At 71.2% G+C, this 17,322-nt stretch carries 17 protein-coding genes; 11 read left to right on the top strand and 6 right to left on the bottom strand.

The genetic code is table 11. The features are described 5' to 3' along the window. Positions 1-74: 74 nt before the first annotated feature. Genes ACE3Q3_RS01960 through ACE3Q3_RS01915 form a run of 10 tightly spaced genes read left to right on the top strand, consistent with a single transcriptional unit; the run spans position 75 to position 9,963 of the window. Positions 75-1,217 (top strand): mandelate racemase/muconate lactonizing enzyme family protein, encoded by a 1,143-nt coding sequence (locus tag ACE3Q3_RS01960; RefSeq protein WP_374440974.1) that lies wholly within the window; start codon positions 75-77, stop codon positions 1,215-1,217. 18 nt (positions 1,218-1,235) lie between these two features. Next, positions 1,236-2,246 (top strand): ABC transporter ATP-binding protein, encoded by a 1,011-nt coding sequence (locus tag ACE3Q3_RS01955; RefSeq protein WP_374440971.1) that lies wholly within the window; start codon positions 1,236-1,238, stop codon positions 2,244-2,246. Beyond that, on the top strand, positions 2,243-3,211 hold the full coding sequence (locus ACE3Q3_RS01950; RefSeq protein WP_374440969.1) for an ABC transporter ATP-binding protein: 969 nt from the start codon (positions 2,243-2,245) through the stop codon (positions 3,209-3,211). Before ACE3Q3_RS01955 ends, ACE3Q3_RS01950 begins: the two co-directional genes overlap by 4 nt. After that, positions 3,195-4,139, top strand: coding sequence for an NAD-dependent epimerase/dehydratase family protein (locus tag ACE3Q3_RS01945; RefSeq protein WP_374440966.1), 945 nt, complete (start codon positions 3,195-3,197; stop codon positions 4,137-4,139). Before ACE3Q3_RS01950 ends, ACE3Q3_RS01945 begins: the two co-directional genes overlap by 17 nt. After that, positions 4,136-4,597 carry a RidA family protein gene (locus tag ACE3Q3_RS01940; protein WP_374440964.1) on the top strand — a complete coding sequence of 154 codons (462 nt, stop codon included), beginning with the start codon at positions 4,136-4,138 and terminating at the stop codon, positions 4,595-4,597. Before ACE3Q3_RS01945 ends, ACE3Q3_RS01940 begins: the two co-directional genes overlap by 4 nt. Before the next feature lie 12 nt (positions 4,598-4,609). Continuing rightward, positions 4,610-6,199, top strand: coding sequence for an ABC transporter substrate-binding protein (locus ACE3Q3_RS01935; protein WP_374440961.1), 1,590 nt, complete (start codon positions 4,610-4,612; stop codon positions 6,197-6,199). A gap of 58 nt (positions 6,200-6,257) precedes the next feature. Beyond that, positions 6,258-7,202, top strand: a complete 945-nt coding sequence (locus tag ACE3Q3_RS01930; RefSeq protein WP_374440957.1) for an ABC transporter permease — start codon at positions 6,258-6,260, stop codon at positions 7,200-7,202. Further along, a complete protein-coding gene (locus ACE3Q3_RS01925; protein ID WP_374440954.1) occupies positions 7,199-8,029 on the top strand; it encodes an ABC transporter permease in 831 nt (276 codons plus the stop codon). The genes ACE3Q3_RS01930 and ACE3Q3_RS01925 overlap by 4 nt, the downstream gene beginning before the upstream one ends. 30 nt (positions 8,030-8,059) lie before the next feature. Beyond that, positions 8,060-8,707, top strand: a complete 648-nt coding sequence (locus ACE3Q3_RS01920; protein WP_374440951.1) for a hypothetical protein — start codon at positions 8,060-8,062, stop codon at positions 8,705-8,707. 11 nt (positions 8,708-8,718) lie between these two features. After that, a complete protein-coding gene (locus ACE3Q3_RS01915) occupies positions 8,719-9,963 on the top strand; it encodes an AGE family epimerase/isomerase (protein ID WP_374440948.1) in 1,245 nt (414 codons plus the stop codon). A gap of 6 nt (positions 9,964-9,969) precedes the next feature. On the opposite strand, the gene ACE3Q3_RS01910 is transcribed toward ACE3Q3_RS01915, so the two are convergent. The 6 genes from ACE3Q3_RS01910 to ACE3Q3_RS01885 all read right to left on the bottom strand — a co-directional run bounded on the left by ACE3Q3_RS01910 (position 9,970) and on the right by ACE3Q3_RS01885 (position 15,759). After that, the gene (locus ACE3Q3_RS01910) at positions 9,970-10,446 is read right to left on the bottom strand and encodes a hypothetical protein (RefSeq protein ID WP_374440945.1); all 477 of its coding nucleotides are present in this window, start codon (positions 10,444-10,446) and stop codon (positions 9,970-9,972) included. A 180-nt stretch (positions 10,447-10,626) separates the two neighbouring features. Then, the gene (locus tag ACE3Q3_RS01905; RefSeq protein WP_374440942.1) at positions 10,627-11,460 is read right to left on the bottom strand and encodes an ABC transporter permease; all 834 of its coding nucleotides are present in this window, start codon (positions 11,458-11,460) and stop codon (positions 10,627-10,629) included. Between the two features lie 2 nt (positions 11,461-11,462). Beyond that, positions 11,463-12,344 carry an ABC transporter permease gene (locus tag ACE3Q3_RS01900; RefSeq protein WP_374440939.1) on the bottom strand — a complete coding sequence of 294 codons (882 nt, stop codon included), beginning with the start codon at positions 12,342-12,344 and terminating at the stop codon, positions 11,463-11,465. Continuing rightward, positions 12,341-13,408 carry an ABC transporter ATP-binding protein gene (locus tag ACE3Q3_RS01895; RefSeq protein ID WP_374440937.1) on the bottom strand — a complete coding sequence of 356 codons (1,068 nt, stop codon included), beginning with the start codon at positions 13,406-13,408 and terminating at the stop codon, positions 12,341-12,343. The genes ACE3Q3_RS01900 and ACE3Q3_RS01895 overlap by 4 nt, the downstream gene beginning before the upstream one ends. 87 nt (positions 13,409-13,495) lie before the next feature. Further along, positions 13,496-14,545 carry an ABC transporter substrate-binding protein gene (locus ACE3Q3_RS01890; protein WP_374440935.1) on the bottom strand — a complete coding sequence of 350 codons (1,050 nt, stop codon included), beginning with the start codon at positions 14,543-14,545 and terminating at the stop codon, positions 13,496-13,498. 110 nt (positions 14,546-14,655) lie between these two features. Continuing rightward, a complete protein-coding gene (locus ACE3Q3_RS01885; RefSeq protein WP_374440932.1) occupies positions 14,656-15,759 on the bottom strand; it encodes a mandelate racemase/muconate lactonizing enzyme family protein in 1,104 nt (367 codons plus the stop codon). 136 nt (positions 15,760-15,895) lie between these two features. Here ACE3Q3_RS01885 and ACE3Q3_RS01880 point away from each other — a divergent pair. Next, positions 15,896-17,322: PLP-dependent aminotransferase family protein (locus ACE3Q3_RS01880; RefSeq protein ID WP_374440930.1), on the top strand; the 1,427-nt coding region annotated here is incomplete at its 3' end.

Raw genomic sequence — 17,322 nt, 5'->3', positions numbered from 1 at the left:
GGGATGTTGCCGGCCGCCGGTGGCTCTGCAATCCTTTTCTCCCGTCCGCCCACCCCCTTCCCCCGAGGCCCGCCATGGCGCGTATCCGCGACATCCGCATCGTCGCGCTGGAGTTCGCCGTACCCGACGACCAGGCCTACGGCATGGCGCGCGGCCTGACGGCGCGGCGCGGCGCCGGACTCGTCGTCCTGGAGACGGACGAGGGCGTGGCGGGCATCGGCGAGGCCTGGGGACCGACCCGGATCACCGCCGAGTACCTCGCCCTGGTGAAGCCCTATTTCGTCGGGACCAGCGTCTTCGCCCAGCGCGGCGTCGCCCAGACGATCTTCGCCAAGCACTACCATTTCGGCATCCAGAACCAGCTCGTCTCGCTGCTGAGCGGCATCGACATCGCCGCCCACGACGCCATGGGCAAGCTGCTCGGCCTCTCGGTCGCGGACCTCATCGGCGGGCGCCAGCGCGAGCGGGTCGCCGCCTATGCGTCGGGCGGCTATTTCACCGCCACCGGCAACCACGAGGCGACCTTGGCGGCCCAGCTCGAGCCGCATGCCGGCCGGGGCTTCCCCGCCTTCAAGATCAAGATCGGCCGCAACCCGACCGAGGACGAGAAGCGCGTCGCGCTCGCCCGCCGCATCATCGGCCACGACGCGCTGCTGACCGTCGATTCCAACGGCAACTACACCTTCGACGGGGTGATGGAGAGCATCCGCCGCATCGCCCCCTACGGCATCCACTGGTACGAGGAGCCGCTGGCGCCGCAGGACTGGAAGGGCTATGCCGAACTGAAGTCGCGCGCGACCGTGCCGATCGCCACCGGCGAGGCGCTCTACACCGTCTTCGACCTGAAGCGCCTGATCGACGGGCGCCTCGCCGACGTCATCCAGCCCGACCTCGCGCTCTGCGGCGGCCTCGACGTCGCCCGCACGGTCGGCATCCTGTGCGGGGCGGAGCACCTGCGCATCTCGCCCCATGTCTGGGGCACCGGGATCGGGCTCGCCGCCGCCATTCATTTCGTCGCCTCGCTGCCGAACTATCCGCATTCCGACAACGTGCCCTTCCCGACCATGGTCGAGTACGACATGGGCCGGAACGCGCTCCAGAACGACCTCTTCGTCGAGCCGATCCGCTGCGTCGACGGCTGGCTCGAGGTACCGAAGGGCCCCGGCCTCGGGGTGACGCTAGATCCCGAGGCGGTGAAGCGCTACACGGTCGCCTGAGCCGCGGGCGGCCGACCGATGCCCCCTGCCCCGCTCCTCGAGGTGCGGAACCTGCGCACCGGGTTCCGTACCCGGCGGGGACTGCTGCAGGCGGTCGACGGCGTGGGATTCGCGATCGCCCGCGGCGAAACCGTCGCCATCGTCGGCGAATCGGGCTCGGGCAAGTCCGTGACCGCGATGTCGATCCTGCGCCTCTTCGGGCGCACCGACCGGGCGGCGATCGAGGGCGCGGTGCTGCTGCACGGGCGGGACGGCGGCATCCGCGATCTCGTCACCCTGCCCGAGCCGGCGCTGCGCGACGTCCGTGGCCGCGAGATCGCGGTCATCTTCCAGGACCCGTCGGCGAGCCTCGACCCGGTCTTCCCGATCGGCGAGCAGATCGCCGAGGCGATCCGCCGCCACCGCCCGGACGAGGCGGCGAATGCCGGCCGGGCGGCGATCGAACTCCTGCGCGACGTCGGCATCGCCGATCCCGAGCGCCGGGTCGCGGCCTACCCCCACCAGCTGTCCGGCGGGATGCGCCAGCGCGTGATGATCGCGATCGCGCTCGCCTGCCAGCCCCGCCTGCTCATCGCCGACGAGCCGACGACGGCGCTCGACGTCACCATCCAGGCGCAGATCATGCGGCTGCTCGCCGACCTCAAGACGGCGCGCGGGATGGGCCTGCTCTTCATCACCCACGACCTGGCACTGGTCGGCGAGATCGCCGACCGCGTCGTCGTCATGTACGCGGGACAGGTCGTGGAGACGGGCGCCACCCGGGCCGTGCTCGCGGCACCGCGCCACCCCTACACGAGGGCGCTGCTGGAGTGCCGGCCGGAGCGGCACTATCGCGACGACGGTCCGGACGAGCGGCTGCTGCGCCCGATCGCCGGCCAGCCGCCACGGCCGACCGAGATCGCCGACGGCTGCCGCTTCGCACCGCGCTGTCCGCTCGCCGAACCGGCCTGCACAGCGGCCGCGGTCGAACTCTCGTCCCTGGGCGACGGACGCGGCAGCCGCTGCCGCCGCTGGGAGGCGATGGCGTGACGGCGCTGATCGAGGTCCAGGGCCTCGCCAAGCACTTCCCGCTGCCGCGTCGCGGTCTCGCCGTCCGCGGCGCCGTGCGCGCGGTCGACGGCGTCTCGTTCGGCGTGGCGCCGGGCGAGGTGCTGGGGCTGGTCGGCGAGTCCGGGTCCGGCAAGTCGACCGTCGGCCGGCTCGCCCTGCGCCTCCTCGAGCCGACCGCTGGCCGGGTCCGCTTCGACGGCGAGGACATCACCGGCGCCTCGCTGCGGGCACTGCGGCCGCTGCGGCGGTCGATGCAGATGGTCTTCCAGGACCCCTATGCCAGCCTCAACCCGCGGCGCAGCGTCGGCGAGGCGATCGGCGAGGTGCTGCGGCTGCACCGCATCGGCGGCCGCGCCGACCGCCGCGACCGCGCGGCGGCACTCCTCGCCAAGGTCGGCCTCTCGGGATCGGATCTCGGGCGGATGCCGCGCGAGTTCTCGGGCGGGCAGCGCCAGCGCATCGCGATCGCCCGCGCGCTCGCCGTCGAGCCGCGCTTCCTCGTCGCCGACGAGCCGGTATCCGCCCTCGACGTCTCGGTGCAGGCGGGAATCCTGGCGCTGCTGCGCGGGCTGCAGGCCGAGCTCGGGCTCGCCATGCTCTTCATCTCGCACGACCTGTCGGTCGTCGAGGTGATGGCCGACCGGGTGATGGTGCTCTATCTCGGCCGGGTGATGGAGGTCGGGCCGACCCGCACGATCTTCACCGCCCCGCGCCACCCCTACACCGCCGGCCTGCTCGCGGCGGCCCCACGGCTCGACCGCGCGGGCACGCCCGCCGTCGTGCTGCGCGACGAGATCCCGAGCCCGGCCGACCCGCCGAGCGGCTGCGTATTCCGCACCCGCTGTCCCTTCGCGCTCGCCGAATGCGCCCGCACCGTGCCGGAGCCGCGCCCGCTCGGACCCGACCACCAGATGGCCTGCATCCGCGATGACCTCTCCTTCTGACGGTCCCGTCCTCGTCGTCGGCGGCCGCGGCTTCGTCGGCGCCGCCGCCGTCCGCCGGCTGGTCGCGGCCGGGCGGCCGGTCACCGTGTTCGGACCCGACACCCCGGTGCCGCTGCCGGACGGCGCCGACGAAATCCGCGGCAGCATCACCGACGGCGCGGCGGTGCGGGACGCCCTGGCGCGCACCGGCGCCCGCCGGGTCGCCAGCTTCGCCGCCTTCTCCGCCGGCGCGGCCGGCCTCACCCGTTCCGGCGAGGGCGATCCCGAGGGCGCCTTCGCGGTCAACGTGCTGGGGTTCCGCCGCCTGCTCGATGCCTGCGCCGACGCCGGCGTGGCGCGCGTCGTCTGGACCAGTTCGACGGTGGTGTTCGGGGCCGCCGAGGATCCCGCCGCGCGCATCGCCGAGGACGCGCCGCGCCGCCCGGTCCATGTCTACGGCCTGACCAAGACCTTGGCCGAGGACGTCGCCGGCTATTTCCGCCGCGTCCGCGGGCTGGAGACGGTGGCGCTCCGCATCCCGCTGATGTTTGGCCCCGGCCTCTGGTACGACGGCGCCGCCGCGGTGCTGAAGCGCATGGTAGTCGCCGCCCAGCCCGACGCGGAGTTCGCCGCCGAGGTGCCGGCCGGCGACTTCGACGCGATGCATGTCGACGACCTCGCCCGGATCGTGGTGCGCGCCCTCGACCATGCGGGCGAACTGGCGGACGTCTACAACCTCGCCGGCTTCACCACCGGCTGGCGGGCGATCGGCCAGGCGCTGGAGCGCCTCGTCCCCGGCTACCGGGTGCGCCTGACCGAGGTCGCGCCGGCGATCCTCTATCCGTTGCAGGACCAACGTCGGATCGCTGCCGACATCGGCCTCGATCTGGCCCATGATCCGACATCGACGCTCGCCGACATGCTGAAGGAACGGACCTCCCCGCCATGAGCCACCGCCAGCGCCTCGCCGATCTCGGCATCGTCCTGCCGCCGCCCAAGGCTCCCGCGTTCGCCTATGTGCCGGTCGCCGTCCATGGCGGCCTCGCCTGGGTCTCCGGCCAGTTGCCGTGGGTCGGCGACGCCCTGATGGCGACGGGCAAGCTCGGCCGCGACATCGACGTCGGGCGCGGCCGCGAGGTCGCGCGCTGCTGCCTGCTCAACGGCCTCGCCGTGCTGGAGGCCGCCCTCGGATCGCTCGACCGGGTCGAGCGGATCGTCAAGGTGACGGGCTTCGTCGCCTCGGCCGAGGGCTTCCAGCAGCAGCCGGCCGTGGTCGACGGCGCCTCGACGCTGCTGGCCGAGATCTTCGGGGAGGCCGGGCGCCACGCCCGTTCGGCGGTCGGCGTCGCCGAACTGCCGCGCGGCGTGCCGGTCGAGATCGAGTTCGTCGCCGCCATTTCCGCCTGAGGAGAGCACGCCATGCCTGGATCGCGCCTGCGGCTGATCGCCGGACTAGCCGCCCTGCTCGTCACCGCCCCGCTCGTCACCGTCCTGCCGGCCCTGGCGGACGATTCCCTCGTCTACGGCAAGACCGATCCGGCGGCCAAGGCCGGCGGCAAGATCACCGTCGGCTCGCTGATCGAGCCGCCGTCGCTCGACCCCTTCCTGCAGGGCGCGGACGCCCGCATCCGGGTCACCGGTCTCATGTACCAGGGCCTCTTCTTCGAGGACCAGACCGGCGTCGCGCGGCCGCTGCTGGCGAGCGGCTTCACCGTCTCCCCCGACGCCCGGACCTACACGTTCAAGCTCCGCCAGGGGGTCAAGTTCCACACCGGCCAGACGATGAGTTCGGCCGACGTGAAGTACAGCTACGACTGGATGCGCGATTCGAAGAACGGTTCGCCCGGCGCCGGCGACCTGTCGTCGGTGACCGAGATCGAGACGCCCGACGCGAACACGGTCGTCTTCAAGCTGTCGCGCGGCAATGCCGCGCTGCCGATGACGCTCACCAACAAGTACGGGGCGGTCATTCCCAAGGGCTATTTCGACGCCAAGGACGCCGGGACCAAGTTCAACGAGGTGTCGGTCGGCACCGGCCCCTACAAGCTCAAGACCTTCCGGCCGAACTCGATCCTGGTGCTGGAGAAGAACAAGAACTACTGGCAGAAGGGCCTGCCCTACATCGACGACATCACCTTTGCGACGATGCCGAACAGCGCCGCCATGGTGGTCGCGCTGCAGAACCGGCGCATCGACCTCGCCCTCTTCTCCCGGCCGCAGGACACCGAGCAGCTCAAGGCCGTGCCCGGCGTCGAGGTCAAGCGCTGGCCGTCGCTGAACCAGAAGACGATCGACCTCGACGTCAAGTACGGGCCGCTGAAGGACGTCCGCGTCCGCCAGGCGATCGCGCTCGCCGTCGACAAGGAGGCCGTCATGAAGGCCTCGATCGCCGGCTACGGCACCGTCATCGGCACCATCGTCATCGGCATGCAGGAGGGCTGGGGCGTGCCGCTCGACCAGCTCGCCAACCAGAAGGTCGACCTCGACCGGGCGAAGAAGCTGATGGCCGAGGCGGGCTTCGCCGACGGCTTCGACATCGATCTCACCACCATCATCGGCTACGACTGGATGGACGCGGCGTCGGTGACCGTCGCCGAGCAGCTGAAGCGCATCGGCATCCGCGTCAACATCAAGAAGATCGAGCTCGGCGTCTGGATCCGCAATTTCCGGGCGCGCGAGATGGGCTTCACCTTCAACGACTGGGGCACGACGCCGGACCCGAGCCTCCTCTACTACCGCCACTTCCGCGCCGCCCCGCAGGGCGCCGACTTCCGCAACTGGAACAACGCCAAGGCCTCCGAGCTGCTCGACCGCGGCCAGGAGGAGACGGACCCCGTCAAGCGCAAGGCGATCTATGCCGAGTTCCAGAAGCTCCTGGCCGAGGAATCGGTGTCGATCATGATGTTCTCGGCCGACCTCATCACCGGCCAGCGCGACCGGCTGAAGAACTACCACCAGCACGCGACCGGCTGGTATTTCGGCCTCGTCAAGGCGTGGCTGGCGAACTGAGTGCGACGCGGACGGAAGCCGGGGAACCGGCTTCCGTCCCGGCTCCTCCCTCCCTGCGATGTTCCGCTTCCTCCTGACCCGGCTCGCCGGCGCGGCCGTGGCCGCGCTGCTGTCGAGCCTCGCGGTCTTCCTCCTGATGCGCGCGGTGCCGGGCGACATCGTCAGCCAGATGCTGGGCCAGTCCGGCAACGACCGCACCGCCGAGGAGGCGCTGCGCGGCTTCTTCGGGCTCGACCGGCCGCTGTGGTCGCAGTTCGGCGACTGGCTGTCGGCGACGCTGTCGGGCGACCTCGGGCGAAGCTGGTACCAGGGCCGGCCGGTGACGATGCTGGTCTGGGAGGCGTTCCTGGTGACGGCCGAGATCGCCGTCGCCACCCTCGTCATCGCCACCCTGGTCGGGGTCCCGCTCGGCGTGCTGGCCGGCATCCGCGAGGGCACCCGGACCGATGCCGCCATCCAGGCGTTCAACCTGCTCGGCCTCTCGGCGCCCGTCTTCTGGATCGGCCTGATGCTGCTGGTCGGCGCCTCGGCCTGGCTCGAATGGTCGCCGCCCTTCGCCTACATGCCGCCCGGCGTCGACCTCGTCGAGAACATCAACATCGTCATCCTGCCGGTGCTCAGCCTGTCGCTGCTGCAGGCCGCCGCCTACAGCCATTTCGTGCGCGACACCATGGTCGCCGAACTGCGCAAGGAGTATGTCCGCGCCGCCATCGCCAAGGGTCTGGCGCCGCGGCAGATCTATTTCAAGCACGCGCTGCGCAACATCCTGATCCCGCTCGTCACCTTCGTCGGGCTGATCCTGATCCAGATCCTGGGCGGCGCGGTCGTCATCGAATCGCTGTTCTCGCTGCCGGGCCTGGGGCGGCTCATTCTCGCCGGCATCCAGGGGCGCGACTATCCGGTGGTCCAGGGGGCGCTGCTCTTCGTCGTGCTGATCGCGCTCGTCGTCAATTTCGCGATCGACCTGCTCTATGGCCTGATCGACCCGAGGCTGAAGCCGTGAGCCGCCTCGCCGCCCTGGCGCGCGAACTCTTCGCGACGCCGCTGCAGGCCCTCTGCGCCGTCCTCCTCGCCGTCTTCGCGGTGCTGATCGCGGTGCCCGGCCTGATCGCCCCGCAATCGCCCTACGCCATCGACGTCGCCCGCGCGCTCCAGCCGCCCTCGGCCGAGCACTGGTTCGGCACCGACGACGTCGGCCGCGACCTCTTCGCGCGCACGATCCACGGCGCCCGCATCACCCTCGGCCTCGTCGCCGGCGCCCTCCTCGCCTCGGCGGCCGTGGGCGGCCTCCTCGGGCTCGTCGCCGGCTATTACGGGCGCGCGGCCGACCTCGTGTTCGGCCGCTTCGTCGACATGATCCTGACCTTCCCGCCGGTCATCGCCGGCGTCGTCATCACCGGCGTGCTCGGCCCCGGCGCCCGCAACCTGGTGCTGGCGCTGGCCGTCGTCTACGTGCCGATGTTCTTCCGCATCGCGCGCTCGGGCGCGCTCGCCGAGCGCCAGCGCACCTATGTCGAGGCCGCCCGCTCGCTCGGCTTCGGCGAGGCCTCGATCATGCTGCGCCAGGTGCTGCCGAACGTCCTGCCGCTGGTGCTGCTGCAATACGTCATCCTCTTCCCGCTCGCCCTCCAGATCGAGGCGGCGCTGGGCTTCCTCGGCCTCGGGGTCGCCCCGCCGACGCCCGACTGGGGTGCCATCCTGGAGCAGGGCAAGAACTTCATCCTGACCGCGTGGTGGATGTCGCTGTGGCCGGGCCTCTTCCTGCTCGCCTCCGCCTTCGCCGTCATGGTGCTGGGGCGGACGCTCCAGCAGCGCTTCGACCGACGCTAGCCCGCGAGACCCGACGAAAGGATCCCGACCATGCCCGTGCGCCTCGCCCATTTCGAGGACGTCCTCGACGGCGACCGCAAGCTGACGCTGCCGGCCGCGCCACGCGCCGTCTATGTCCGCCATGGCACGCTCCAGGCCGCGACCGCGGCCGGCGGCACCGTGTCCCTGGCGGCGGACAGCTGCACCCTCTTCGAGGGCGAACTCGAGCTCTCCGGCCGGGGCGAAGCGTGGTCCTGGGAAGCGACGGCCTACGACTGGGGACCGCTCGTCAGCGACGCCGAGCGGCCTCGCGTGGTGGCGGCCCAGGCCCTGATGATCGATCCGCGCTACCCGATCCTGATGCGCGCCGACCGCGTCGACTTCCCGCCCGGCATCGTGACGCCGAAGCACGGCCATGGCGGGCCCGGCATCCGCCGCCTGCTGCACGGCCGCCTCGTCGCCGAGATCGCCGACAGGGTGCATCGCATCGAGCCGGGCGAGGCCTGGTTCGAGACCGGCCGCGATCCGGTCGTCGGCCGCAACGCCGCGCCGGCCAGCGCCTTCGTCCGAACCATCCTGCTGCCGACCGACTATCTCGGCCGCAGCAGCTTCCTGCCCTGGACCGCCGAGGAGGCGACCAAGCCGCGCGGCGTCCAGTACCGCATCTTCTTCGACACCGTCGTCACGATCCCGGGCTGAGCCGCCCGGCCATGGACGCGCCGGCCGGCCGCACCACGGACACGGATGTCGGCGCGCGACTCGACCGGCTGCTGCACGCGACCGTGCTGCCGTGGTGGCGGCCGATCTGCAGCGCTCCGGACGGCGGCTTCCGGCCGGCCCACGACGTCCGGGGACAGCCGGTCGCCGACCGGCCGATCGCCCTCGTCGCCCAGGCCCGCGTCGTCTGGGCGGCGGCGACGCTGGCGGGCCGCGGCATCGACCCCGGCTTCTGGGGCCCGGTCGCCCGGCGCGGCGTCGGTTTCCTCCTCGACCGCTTCGCCGACCCCGCCCATGGCGGGTTCGTCTGGTTGCTCGCCGCCGACGGCCGCTCGGTCGCAATTGGCGACAAGCATCTCTACGGGCAGGCGTTCGCGCTCCTCGCCCTGGTCGAGACGGCGCGGCTCTTCGCCGATGCCGGGATCGCGGCCGCGGCGCATGGCCTGTGGCAGACGATCCAGGAGCGCAGCCGCGACCGGCAACATGGCGGGCACCTCGAATGGTTCGCCCCGGACTGGCGTGTGCCGCCGCCCGGGGGACGGTCGCCCCTGGGTGTCCCCGACGGCGTCAAGCTCCTCAATACCCACATGCACCTGATGGAGGCGGCCCGGTCCTACGCCGCATGGAGCGGCGCGCCGGCCGCCCGCGAGTGGCTGGCGGAACTGGTGCTCGTCTGCGCCGTCGCCGTCCAGAACCGCGACCCCGCCTTCCCCACCGACCGCCACGCAGCCGACTGGCGGCCGCTCGGCGGCGTCGCCGCGCCGGCCAGCTACGGCCATGCGGCCGAACTCGCATGGCTGCTGCCGCGGGCGGCGCAGGCCGCCGGCGTGCCGGCGGCCGTGCTGCGCGGGCTCTGCGACGACATGGTCGCGGCCGCCATCCGCTTCGGCCTCGATGCGCGCCAGGGCGGCCTCTTCGAAGCGGGTCCGCTCGGCGGCGCGGCCACGCGTCACCACAAGATCTGGTGGGTGCAGGCCGAAGGGCTCGTCGCGTTCCTCGACCGCTTCGCCGCGAGCGCAGACCCCGCCTTCGCCCATGCCTTCCGCGCGACACTGGACTGGATCGAGCGCCGACAGGTCGACCGCATCGGCGGCGAATGGCACGCGGTCGTGCAGCCCGACGGCCGCCTGCGCGGCGACAAGGCGAGCGGCTGGAAATGCCCCTACCATCAGGTCCGCGCCCTACTCCACTGCCGGGACCTGGTGGCGGCCGGCGTCGACGCCGCCCGACCGGCGTAGCGGTCCTCAGGCGCCGCGGCGGCGCACCACCGCGCCGACCACGAGGCCGAAGAGGAGATGGCCGACGAGCGAGGCCCAGGCGAGCGGGATGAAGTCGAGGAAGGCCGGCAGGCCGGCGACCAGGTGGGCCATGACGTAGAGCGCGAAGACCCAGAGGCCGATGCCGTAGCCGATCGCCACCAGCACCCAGGGCAGGCCCGGCATGATCGCCGCCGCCAGCGGCCGGGCGACGAGGAGATATCCCAGCGGATAGAAGACGACGCCGACCACGAGGTGAATCAGTTCGGCCAGCAGTCGGCTCTCCATCCCGAACACGCTCTGCACCAGCGCCGCCGGCTCCAGCGGCCCGCCGACCCAAAGCGGGGTGACGAGGCGCGCCCACACCTCCCAGGTCAGGTCGGCGGCGACCCCCGCAAGCAGCGCGGTGGCGATCAACCCGCCGGTCAAGGTCGGCACGGCGGAACGGGCGGCAATGGCGGTCATCGGGCGGGTCCTCCTGTGGCAGGCGGGCCGGATGCCCGCCCCGCCTCCCTATCGCCGCACCGGCCTCACCGACCACTCAAATGGACGTGAAATACGACAAAGAATATGTACGAACCGGATAAAGATTTCTCCTAACGATATTTTTCGCGATGATGTAACAATACCTCCTCGGGAGACGAACTACTGTGCTGCGTCGCGCCGACGTCGCGGTTGTCCGACGGTCTGGGCGACGGCGAGCAGCAGCGACGAGACGACGATCATGATCGTCGAGATGGCGGCGATCGTCGGGTCGATCTGGTCGCGCAGCGCGTTGAACATGCTGCGCGTCAGCGTCGAGTTCGGGCCGCCGGAGACGAAGAGCGCCACGATCACCTCGTCGAACGAGGTCAGGAAGGCGAGCACCGCCGAGGTCGCGACCGAGAATCGGATCTGCGGCAGCGTCACGAGGAGGAAGGCGCGCGGCCGCGAGGCACCGAGGCTGCGCGCCACCATCTCCTGGCTCATGTCGTGGCTCTTCAGGGCCGCCGTCACGATCATCAGCACGATCGGGATCGCCAGCATCGAATGGGCGAGCACGATGCCGGCCATGGTGTTGACCAGCTTCAGCTTTACATAGGCGTAGAAGACGCCGATGCCGACCAGGATGACCGGCACGATGATCGGCGTCACCAGGAGCGCGAAGACGAGCCGGCCGAGGCCGACGCGGGCGGCGAAGAGCCCGTAGGCGGCGAGCGTGCCGAGCGGCGTCGCCACCAGCATCGTCAGGAACCCCGCCTTCAGCGACGTCCACGTCGCCTGCATCCATTCCGGCGAGGCGAGGTAGCTGCGGTACCAGCGCAGCGACCATTCCCGCGGCGGGAACTCCAGGTACTGCGAGCCCGAGAAGGACATCGGGATCACGATCAGCGTCGGCAGGACGAGGAAGGCCATCACCAGCACGGCCACGGCGTAGAGCCAGAGCCGCCGGCCATGGGTGATCTGCGTCTCGGTCGCGGGACGGGAGAGCCAGCCCATGGTCAGTGGCCCGCCCCCAGCACCCGGTCGAGCCGGACGAGGCGCGAGGCGCCCCACAGCAGCACCAGCGTCAGCGCCAGCAGCACGACGCCCAGCGCGCTCGCCGCCCCCCAGTTGAAGAAGAGCTCGATGTCGGTGGCGATGCGGTTGGAGACCATGATGACCCGGCCGCCGCCGAGCACCGCCGGGGTGACGTAGAAGCCGAGGCAGAGGATGAAGACGATGAGCGCACCGCCGAAGAGGCCGGGCAGCGACAGCGGGAAGAACACCTTCCAGAAGGCCGCGGCCGGCCCGGCGCCGAGATTCGCCGCCGCCTTCACGTAGTCGCGGTCGATCGCCCGCATCGCGCCGTAGACCGGCAGGATCAGGAACGGCAGCATGATGTGGACCATGCCGATCAGCGTGCCGTTGAGGTTGTGGACGAGGGCCAGCGGCTCCGTCCACAGGCCGAGTTCGATGCCCCACTGGTTGACCAGGCCCTGGCGCTGCAGCAGCACCAGCCATGCGTAGGTGCGGACCAGCAGCGACGTCCAGAACGGCAGCAGCACCCCGATCATGCAGAGGTTGGCGAGCCGCGGCGGCAGTTGCGCCAGTGCGTAGGCGAGCGGATAGCCGAGCAGGACGCAGAGGCCGGTGGTCAGCAGGCTGACCTGGAAGGTGGTGACGAAGGTCCGCCGGTAGGACGGTTCCTCGACCATGCGGCGATAATGCTCGAGGCTGAGACCGCCGTCGTCGCCGAGGAAGGACAGCCAGAAGAGCCAGCCGACCGGCAGCACCATGGCGACCAGCACCAGCAGCAGGGCCGGCGAGCCGAGGCCGAAGAGCGCCAGCCGCTCGCGCGCGGCGTCGCGCCTCAGGCCGGCGGCGTTGGGGCGGTCGGTCATCGGTCGGCGATGACGACCGTGTCGGCCGGCGACAGGCCGAGCGTGACCGCGCTGCCCTTGGCCGGTATCGCGGCGGCACCGGGGGCGGTGCGGACGGCGATCCGGGTACCGTCGGCCAGCACCGCCTGCACCAGCACGCTGTCGCCCTGGTAGACCACGTCCTCGACGGTGGCGGCGAAGCGGTTGTCGTCGCCCGGTCCCTCCCCGGTCACCAGCCGCAGGCGCTCCGGCCGGACCATGAGGAGGTGGCGCTCGGCCGCCGGCGGCGTCGATTCCGTCCGCAGCGGGCGGCCGGCATGGGCAAAGCCGGCAGCGCTCCGCGCCACCGGCAGGAAGCTCGATTCGCCGATGAACTCGGCAACGAAGCGGTTGGCGGGCTGCTCGTAGATGTGCCGCGGCGTGTCGAGCTGCATGATGCCGCCGCCGTGGATGACGGCGATGCGGTCGGACATGGTCAGCGCCTCGCGCTGGTCGTGCGTGACGTAGACCGTCGTCATGCCGAGCCGCTCGTGCAGCCGCCGGAGCTCGATCTGCATGCGCTCGCGGAGTTGCTTGTCGAGCGCCGAGAGCGGCTCGTCCATCAACAGGATGCGGGGCTCGAAGACGATGGCGCGGGCGAGCGCGACGCGCTGGCGCTGCCCGCCCGAGAGCTGGTCGACGCGGCGGCCGCCATAGCCGGCGAGCTGCACCAGGTCGAGCGCCGCCTCGACCCGCCGCTCCGCCTCCGCCCGGGCGACGCCGCGCAGGCGCAGGGGAAAGGCGACGTTGGCGGCCACGTCCATGTGCGGGAAGAGCGCGTAGTTCTGGAAGACCATGCCGACGTCGCGCTTGTGCGGCGGGCGGCGGATCACCTCCTCCTCGCCGAAGCGCAGGCTGCCATGGTCGGGCCGGGTGAAGCCGGCGAGCACCATCAGCAGCGTCGTCTTCCCCGACCCGGACGGCCCGAGCAGCGTCAGGAACTCGCCGCTCCGGATATCGAGGTCGACATGGTCGAGGGCATGGACCCGCCCGTAGGTCTTGGTGACCTGGCGGATGGTGATGGGAAGTGCCGCGCCGCGCGCCATGCCGGTTCCGTCTCGCCCGAGGTTCGTCCAAAAAGAATGGGCCGCCGCTCCCCCCGGGGCGGCGGCCCGGTCCCCGCCCCCCGGAGACTACTCGGTCAGCATGTTCTGGTAGGCGGCCGCCGCCTTCGCCTCGTTCTTGATGTACCAGTCGAGGTCGATGATGAGCTGCCGGGCGGCGTTGTCGGGATGCGAGGGCAGCCGCTTGGCGTAATCGGCATCGATCGTGCCGAGCTCGTAGGCCTTCTTGTTGGTCGGGCCGTAGGTGATGTACTTGGTGAACTCCGCCTGATACTTCGGCTTGGAGATCTCGGCCAGGAACTTCATCGCCAGGTCCTTGTTCGGCGCCCCCTTGGCGATGGCGTAGCAGTCATAGTCGAGCAGGCCCTGGTTGAAGGTATAGGCGACCTTGCCGCCGTCCTTCGCCACGACGTCGAAGCGGCCGTTCCAGCCGGTGATCATGTCGACCTCGCCGTCCTTCATCAGCTGCGCGTGCTGCGCGCCCGACGACCACCAGACGGCGATGTGCGGCTTCAGCTCCTTGATCTTCTTGATCGCGCGCTCGATGCCGCCCGGCGCCGACAGCGTCTCGTAGACCTTGTTCGGCGGCACCCCGTCGGCCATCAGGGCCGGCTCCAGCGCCCCCGCGACGGCGTTGCGGTAGGAGCGCTTGCCCGGGAACTTCTTGACGTCCCAGAAGTCGGCCCAGCTCTGCGGCCCCTTGTCGCCGAAGGTCTTGGTGTTCCAGGCGAGCACCGTCGAGAAGACGTCGCCGCCGACGCAATAGTCCTGGTAGAAGCCGGGCGTGAAGGACGAGACGTCGATCACCTTGTAGTCGAGCTTCTCGAGGATGCCCTCGGCACCGGCGCGGGCGGCGCTGCCCGACCCGCTGGTGACGATGTCCCAGGTGTTGGCGCCGGCACGGATCTTGAGGCGAAGATCGGCGATGCCGCTGTAGGTCTCCTCCTTCACCTTGATGCCCATCGCCGCGGCGGCCGGCTGGAACAGGGCCTTGCTCTGCCCCGCCTGGTAGGAGCCGCCGAAGGACACGACGGTCAGTTCCTGGGCTGCGGTCGGGGCCGCCACTCCGAGGGTCACGATGGCCGCGGCGGCGATCGCCGGTAGGGACTGGATGCGCATGGGCCTGCTCCCCGTTCTGTATGCCTCGGCCCTTGGACTGGGCCATGGTTGGATCATCGGTAGCGCTTTGGTCGCGGCGAAAGGGCCATTCTGGAATGGCCGCCATACCATTACCCGCACTCGCTCGCCTGGTAGCGCGCGCGGGCGAGCCATTCGGGATCGATCTCGACGCCCCAGCCGGGCTCGCTCGGGATCGTCACCCGCCCGCCCTCGACCTTGTAGGGGTCGTTGCGGAAGAGCCCGTACTGCCAGGGATAGTAGTCCGCCTCCTCGATCGAGAACTCGAGATAGTCGCCGGCGTTCGGGATGGCGCCCAGGAGATGCATGGTGAACAGCGTCACCATCGACAGGTTGGCGCTGTGCGGCGTGCAGGGCAGCCCCGCCTCGGCGCCCATCGCCGCCACCCGCATCGTCCGGGTCAGGCCGCCCAGGTAGCAGACGTCGGGCTGGATGATGTCGACCGCCCGCATCTCGATCATGTGGCGCCAGGTCGGGATCATGCAGTCCTGCTCGCCGCCGGTGACGTCGAGCGACAGCGCCTCGCGGACCTCCTTCGTCTGCTCCAGTTCCCAGTAGGGGCAGGGCTCCTCGAAATGGCGGACGCCGTGGTCCTCCAGCATCCGGCCGACCGCGATGGCGCGTGCCGGGCTGAAGCCGCTGTTGGCATCGACCAGCAGGTCGACCTCGTCTCCCAGCGCCTTGCGCACGGTCGGCACGATCGCCTCGGTGCGTCCCGGCCACTCGTCGACGTCATGCCCGCACTCGGCGCCGATGCGGAACTTGAAGGCGTCGAAGCCGTGGGCGTCGCGCAGCCGCTTCAGCCGCTCGGCCTCGGCCTCGGGCGTGATGTCGCGCTTCATCGACGATGCATAGGCGCGCAGCCTGCGCGGCGTGCCGCCGATCAGTTCGCAGACGCTGCGCCCCTCCAGCTTGCCGCGAAGATCCCAGAGCGCGGTGTCGAGCCCGGTCATGGCACGCCGCAGGTAGGAGCCGGGGAACTTGTGCTCCTTCTCGGGGATGCGGCGCATCAGCCGATCGATGTCGAGCGCATCCTCGCCCAGCGACCAGGGCGCCACCTGGCGGTGGAGCACCTGCATGGTGATGTCGGCATTGTAGGGCGACACCTGTCCCCAGCCCTGGCTGCCGTCGTCGGCGGTGACGCGGACGAAGCCGACGAACTCGTTGCAGAAGCTCTCGATGCTGCGGATCTTCATCTCGGCCGCGCCCCGCCTGGAGTGACGAACGGCGGCGATCCTCGGACCGCATTGGACGCGACAAAAGGTCCACTCTCGTCCTAGCGTCATACCAATCGGGCACCTGCGAGCCCGCTCGGGGGAGGAACGCCCTTTGGTGAAACGGGCCGGCGGCGCGCTGCTGTTCTCGATCGAGATCGACCCCGCTTCGGCGCGGCCGGTGACGACGCAGCTCTATGCCGCCCTGCGCGAACTGATGCTGTCCGGCGCCATCGCCGGCGGCGAGCGCCTGCCGGCCACGCGGACGCTGGCCCGCGAACTCTCGCTGTCGCGCACCACCGTCATCCAGGCCTTCGACCGGCTGATCGCCGAGGGGCTGATCGAATCGCGGGTCGGCGCCGGCAGCTTCGTCAGCCGGGCGCTCAATGCCGAGCGGCCGCTGGCGCCGCCGGCGGCGGACCCGGCAGGGACGGCGCCCCGCGAGCCGCGGCTGTCGCGGGCCATGCGCTGGGCGGTCGACCGCTTCGGCCCGCGACCGCGCCTCCCGCATCGGCCGCGCGCCTTCGTCACCGCGCTGCCCGCCTACGACGCCTTCCCGATGGCGCAGTGGGCCCGCCTCATGGCCAAGCACTGGCGCGGCCCGCGCGACGAGGTCATGGGCTATGGCGAGCCCTCGGGCCACCTCGCGCTGCGCCGGGCGATCGCCGGCCACCTGCGCTCGAACCGCGGCATCGCCTGCGAAGCGGAGGAGATCCTGGTCGTCGGCGGCGCCCAGCAGGCCTTCCACCTGATCGGCAGCGTCCTCATCGACCCCGGCGACCGCGTCTGGTTCGAGAACCCGGGTGCGATCGGCGCCCGCAACAGCCTGCTCGCCTGCGGCGCCGAACTGGTGCCGGTGCCGGTCGACGGCGAGGGCCTCCGGGTCGAGGAGGGCCTCGCCCGGGCCCGGCATTTCCGGCTCGCCTTCGTCACGCCCTCGCACCAGCAGCCGCTCGGCCACGTCCTCAGCCTGGAGCGGCGGTTCGCGCTGCTCCAGGCGGCCGAGCAGGCCGGGGCCTGGATCGTCGAGGACGACTATGACGGCGAGTTCTTCTTCGGCCGGCGGCCGCTGCCAACCCTGAAGAGCGTCGACCGCACCGGCCTCGTCATCTATGTCGGAACCTTCAGCAAGTCGCTGTTCCCGGCGCTCCGGCTCGGCTTCATGCTGGTGCCGGGGGAACTGGCGGAGGTCTTCCGCACCGTCGCCGCCGCCTTCGTCCAGGGGGTGCCGACCAGCGTCCAGGCCGCCGTCGCCGAGTTCATCGAGGAAGGACATTTCGCCACCCACATCCGGCGGATGCGCCGCATCTACGAGGAGCGGCACGCGGCGCTCATCGACGCCGCCGGCCGGCACCTCGCCGGCGCGCTGGAGGTGATGCCGACGGACAGCGGCCTGCACACGGTCGGCCGGCTCGCCCCCGGCCTGTCGGAAACCGAGGTCGCGGCCGCCGCCGACCGCCACCGCATCACCGTCTCGCCGCTCGCCCGCTTCTCGATCGAGCCGACGGCCGAGAGCGGCCTCGTGCTCGGCTTCGGCGGCGTCGC

This window comes from Allostella sp. (assembly GCF_041913585.1).
Lineage (GTDB): Bacteria > Pseudomonadota > Alphaproteobacteria > ATCC43930 > Allostellaceae > Allostella.
The sequence above is the reverse complement of the archived record's forward strand: the minus strand, read 5'-3'. Positions and strand labels throughout refer to the sequence as shown.

Bases quoted from the DNA above. Each gene is read 5' to 3' on its own strand.
- ACE3Q3_RS01920 (WP_374440951.1), top strand. From the start codon at position 8,060: ATGCCCGTGCGCCTCGCCCATTTCGAGGACGTCCTCGACGGCGACCGC.
- ACE3Q3_RS01940 (WP_374440964.1), top strand. From the start codon at position 4,136: ATGAGCCACCGCCAGCGCCTCGCCGATCTCGGCATCGTCCTGCCGCCG.
- ACE3Q3_RS01960 (WP_374440974.1), top strand. From the start codon at position 75: ATGGCGCGTATCCGCGACATCCGCATCGTCGCGCTGGAGTTCGCCGTA.
- ACE3Q3_RS01930 (WP_374440957.1), top strand. From the start codon at position 6,258: ATGTTCCGCTTCCTCCTGACCCGGCTCGCCGGCGCGGCCGTGGCCGCG.
- ACE3Q3_RS01885 (WP_374440932.1), bottom strand. From the start codon at position 15,759: ATGAAGATCCGCAGCATCGAGAGCTTCTGCAACGAGTTCGTCGGCTTC.
- ACE3Q3_RS01900 (WP_374440939.1), bottom strand. From the start codon at position 12,344: ATGACCGACCGCCCCAACGCCGCCGGCCTGAGGCGCGACGCCGCGCGC.
- ACE3Q3_RS01945 (WP_374440966.1), top strand. From the start codon at position 3,195: ATGACCTCTCCTTCTGACGGTCCCGTCCTCGTCGTCGGCGGCCGCGGC.
- ACE3Q3_RS01935 (WP_374440961.1), top strand. From the start codon at position 4,610: ATGCCTGGATCGCGCCTGCGGCTGATCGCCGGACTAGCCGCCCTGCTC.
- ACE3Q3_RS01890 (WP_374440935.1), bottom strand. From the start codon at position 14,545: ATGCGCATCCAGTCCCTACCGGCGATCGCCGCCGCGGCCATCGTGACC.
- ACE3Q3_RS01955 (WP_374440971.1), top strand. From the start codon at position 1,236: ATGCCCCCTGCCCCGCTCCTCGAGGTGCGGAACCTGCGCACCGGGTTC.
- ACE3Q3_RS01905 (WP_374440942.1), bottom strand. From the start codon at position 11,460: ATGGGCTGGCTCTCCCGTCCCGCGACCGAGACGCAGATCACCCATGGC.
- ACE3Q3_RS01910 (WP_374440945.1), bottom strand. From the start codon at position 10,446: ATGACCGCCATTGCCGCCCGTTCCGCCGTGCCGACCTTGACCGGCGGG.
- ACE3Q3_RS01915 (WP_374440948.1), top strand. From the start codon at position 8,719: ATGGACGCGCCGGCCGGCCGCACCACGGACACGGATGTCGGCGCGCGA.
- ACE3Q3_RS01895 (WP_374440937.1), bottom strand. From the start codon at position 13,408: ATGGCGCGCGGCGCGGCACTTCCCATCACCATCCGCCAGGTCACCAAG.